The sequence below is a fragment of the Sulfuricurvum sp. genome, from assembly GCF_022759005.1.
In the GTDB taxonomy this organism is placed as follows: Bacteria; Campylobacterota; Campylobacteria; order Campylobacterales; family Sulfurimonadaceae; genus Sulfuricurvum.
Window position 1 is genome coordinate 1 of sequence record NZ_JAEMQA010000064.1, and the last position, 4,716, is coordinate 4,716.

Here is a 4,716-nt window from a genome sequence, read left to right on the forward strand (position 1 = left end):
GAGCTTCAAAGCGCGATAGTGCTAAGATAAAGAAGAAACGGGAAAGGAAAAGGCCACCTGTAAAGCCTAAAGCAGAAGAACCCATCGACCTGGATGAAGTGCCTGATATTGCCCAGTTTGTGGAGACAACTGAATCATTGAAATGCGCCTTTGAACATCTCATGAAAACCAGAGTAAAGGATGACGAACATATTCATTCATCTCCTGGTATTAATTTTCCATTGCGGGGTTTATGTCACCAAGCAAATGTTTGTGTTTGTTGTGATCGCTTTATAACCGGTACTGCTGAAGTGAGGTGGATCAGCAAACGAAACTTACTTGTCAATCAGGAAAGGCTGGTCGATGAGGAACTACCGGAAGGGCTAAAAGATTGTTATAAGGTTTTTGATCCGGCCCTTCAACATTTGTTATTATCTCCCAGAGCAAGAGTGAATGTAAGGGAGGAGTATGTGTGCTGCAGTCAATGTTCGGATTCATTGAGACCCCACCGTAAAAAGAAACTACCGCCAAAGTTCGCGATATCAAACCGTTGGGCAATAGGCAATCTTCCACCAGAAATACTAGAGTTGTTAACGGAGGTCACTAGTCCCCTGATTTCTCCGGTACGACCGTTTGCATATGTGATGTCATTTACCGGTGGGGCACATAAGTCAATAACCGGAGCTTTTACTTTTTTTAGTAACAATGTCGAACAAAATGTTGGGGCATTAGAACAGCATATGAATCTCACAGGACAATCATCGGTATATGTAATAATGTCAGGCCGGTTTACTCCGAATCAAAGGACAATTATAAGAAAACGATGCAAGTTGGAAGTGGAAAACTTCTTACGAGTTTATAACTGGTTGAGAGAGAACAATCCGCATTATATGGACATGCCGGACATTTCACAGTGTCCCACTCCGATAATTTTTGAAGATGAAGCGGACACGAATAATACTGATGAATCCGGAAATCCAGATATTGAAAAGCACGTCGAATTTCAATATTTTTTTCCGAGTCACGAGGAACCCAACCGATCTACCGCAACCTTTAGTTCCGAAGAAGAATTCCTGAATGCGTTTATGCAAGGAAAGGAACCAACCTTAGTATTCAGTTCTACTGCTTATCAGAATGATTGGCAGTTAACGCTCTCCCGGTTGTTTCCGTTGTATTTTCCTTTCGGAGTGGGAGATATGAAAGATGATTCAAGAGCCAATAGAGTATCCGAAGTAGAAGCAATGAAGCATTATTTGCGTTTATCCCTACCGCAGTTTCAGAAACCGGATTTTATTTTAGTGCTAGGTCATATTTTATTTCGGAAGCTTGCCTTTCAATCTGCCTCCGTTAGATGCATGTCAAAAGCCGGGAATGATGGTATTACTTTGGGAGAAGCCTTTTCAAACGTAACAGATGATCAGATAATGAATATGGCGAAAGCATCGCGAGTGAGAGATCTGTTTTCAGAAGGTGGAGACACGGTGCCAGCTACCCTGCTGCACACCGTTAAAACTTCTTGCAAAAATGTGCCCTATGCGGATGAAGCAACCCTTGAGGCTAGGACAAAGTTGTTTGGATTGTGGACCCACTTCGGTCCTCCGTCAATTTTTTTCACCATTTCACCCGCTGATGAATGTAGCTTCAGGGTTGGGTTGTATTGTAATACATCGAAGCAATATTTGCCAAATCCGAACATATCAGAAAATGACTGTATTGCAAGTATGCTGTTTAGAGCAAAAGAGAGAACGGAAAATCCAGGTGCTTGTGCTCGAGAATTTAATGCCCTTAGAGACATTGTGATGGAAATCCTGATAGGGTGGGATTCAAAAAAGGGTGAACAAACCCGAAAAGGAATATTTGGCGAAGTACTTGCATGGGGCGACACAACGGAAGAACAAGGTCGGCTAACTCTACACGCTCATATTTTATTATTTATCAAAAACTTCGATCGCCTACGGTCATTGTTATGGTCTGATAAAGAGGAAATAAGAGAAAAAGCCAAATCGGAGCTCATCAAATACTTTGAAAAAGTTATGTGCTCTACCTATGATATTTCAGAAGAAGAACTTGCACACGAAAGGGAACAAAAAGATATGAGTGTCTCTTTGCATATGCCAGCAGCCGATTTAGAAGTAAAAGAAGTATGCCGTATTGCACCGGTTATTATGGAGAAACAGGTACTGCGGAATATGCGGCAAAAAGAAGTATTAGAGCCATATGAGGGATATGTTGCGTATTGTCCTGGTTGTTTCAAAAGATTTACTACAACTTCTATGGTCACAAATGCTTTAAAACGATGGTATGAAATGGCGAAATTGGAGGAACCGGAATTGTTTCCTGACTGTAATCTGGATTTTCCCCTGTCAAAAGCAAGACAAGATTCTTTTGCCATTAGATATTCGTATGACATGGAACGGTTATCAGGAAGAGGAGGTGCTGCGAAAAAGTTTTTGACATCGGTTGCCCATTTGCGGTTTAATGAGCATGATTGGAGACATCGACCTGCTTGTTTCAAAAAGGGTCCTGAGTGTAGGTTTGATTTTCCCAGATGGATACAGGAAAAATTTAACCTTGAGTTTGGAGAGGAAGAGTCTAGTGGAAAATGGTATAAAGCGTATGGAAACGGAATGGATGTGCAAGCAAAAGGATTTAGTCTCGTTACTACTAGAAGTGTTCCTGATGTTTTTTTGAATACACATAACAAAACCGTCTCATCACTACTCGGTTACAATAACAATGTTGCAAGTGGCGGAAGAGACATGATTTACTATGTCACTCTTTACAACACTAAAACTAATCAAAAAGAAGAGAAGTTTCCGTTTCACAAACAGTGCGTTGCCATTGCCAGAAGAATATCTAGATCCCGTATGGTGGAATCACAAGTTGAGGAATCTTTGCAGGCCATTGACAACACTACTCGAACCGCTTCTGAACCAAGTTATGGAAAAGGGCTTGGTCATGTTCTCTCTGGTATCTGTGCCCATTTGTCTTCTTCGGTTATAAGCGCAACCATGGCATGGCAACTAATTATGCATGCATCAAGATTCCGGTTTTCTCATGATTTCGTTCCGATTTTGTTGTCGCAAATGATAGACTGGTTGGATAACAAACCGATTGGTTTTCAGTGGCGTAGAAATAGTATAACCGGCGAAGGATGGTTGCACTCCCGCCTCATGGATTATCTGTTTCGCCCTACTGGTGACGGTTTTGAGAAGATATCGTATTATTCCTTTTCGATGGAGTTTGAGTTGGTTTTAAAGTCGACGCTAAAAAAACGGAGAGAACAAGCAAGGGATGAAGAAAACGAGGAATATCAGGAAGAAGAGGGAGAAATGGATCCTTATGATTTGGTAGATTGGGATTTTCTAGACGACCACCCGGGACAAAAATACGCTTGTTTGAAAAAGATGAAAAAGATCAAGATTCCAATGATATATTACCAAAAGGAACTTCCGGATATACAAGATTGTAGACTATGGGAATCCGATGACTCGGATATTCCTCCATCCCTTTTAAACGCTCGAAACGAATATGCGACTATAATGTTGTTGCTATTTCTTCCTTTCCAAGATGTTCATGTTTTCGGCGAATTTGAGAATAGATGGAAATTATTCTGTGAAAAGTATCATTCCAACGGATTAGATCCGGATGCAGGATATTACATGCAGAACATACAAGATGTACACAACAGTAAAAAAATGGTGAAGCCAAAAGATAGATTGGTTTTGGAAACAGAGTTACAAAGGTTTACAAAGAATCCAGATGACATGGAAAATAACGATTTTGACAATGATTCATCTGATCCGGTTAATCAAGAAGAAACCGATGGTGACGATGAAGTGGATACGGTGATCGAAGAGTTAGCCCGTGTTAGGAATCAGCTAGAAAACCACGAACAGAATTGTATTATCACAAATACGATGATGCCATTCAATCAGAATCATATCGCCCCCATCACCCCTTTTACGGATAAAACCGTTAATGTACCTGTATAATCGGAATCGCAACGTAACGATGCGGTTGACTATAACAATATTACGCAACCCGCATCCTATGCAGGCCGGAATTTTATTGAAATTATTATGGATTTCGATAGACCGTTGACCGCTGAAGACCATGGAAAGAAGTGGACATTAAATGATGCTGATGCCTTAAAGGAGGATAATCCGAAGGTGGTTGTTGATAGACTTGACGCCTGTGCAAAGATGATGAATTTGGATATATATCAAAAGGCTGCGTTCAATGTTATTTGCTCTTCGTTCATGTTGAAATATTTGGAAAAGGGCAATAACAGTTCCCATCCGAACTATTCAGAAGCGAGAGAAAAATTAATCAAGAGGGGTGCAGAAAAACAGCTCGTTATGTTTCTCTCAGGAGCCGGAGGTTGTGGGAAAAGCCATGTTATTGGAGCTGCAAAATCCATGTGCCAGCACTTTTGTCGTTGCATCAATAAAGGTTTTGATTCATCGGCTTTCCTTGTTACCGCTACAACCAATTCAGCGGCGGCATTGCTGGGGGGGGAAACGATTCACTCTGTTGCCCAACTTAGAAGCAAGTTTTCTAATGTTTCCGTTAATGGTATTGACGTTAAGATCACTTGGATAACCGCAAATATGATCATCATTGATGAAATTTCAATGTTGTCATTACCGGACTTCATGAAACTGGATAAGAACTTGCGGAAATTAATGCGAGAGGTTGGTGGAAATGAGGCACTACCTTTTGGTGGGTTACATA

Annotated in this window: 2 protein-coding genes; both read left to right on the forward strand. The window is 40.9% G+C overall.

Annotated features, from left to right (window positions below):
- Positions 1 to 161: 161 nt before the first annotated feature.
- Complete coding sequence (locus JHC35_RS04315) at positions 162 to 3,974, forward strand: DUF6570 domain-containing protein (RefSeq protein WP_295042348.1); 3,813 nt, start codon at positions 162 to 164, stop codon at positions 3,972 to 3,974.
- A 105-nt stretch (positions 3,975 to 4,079) separates the two neighbouring features.
- The coding region (locus tag JHC35_RS04320) for an AAA family ATPase (protein WP_295042350.1) at positions 4,080 to 4,716 on the forward strand (637 nt) is incomplete at its 3' end.

Bases quoted from the DNA above. Each gene is read 5' to 3' on its own strand.
- JHC35_RS04315 (WP_295042348.1), top strand. From the start codon at position 162: ATGAAAACCAGAGTAAAGGATGACGAACATATTCATTCATCTCCTGGT.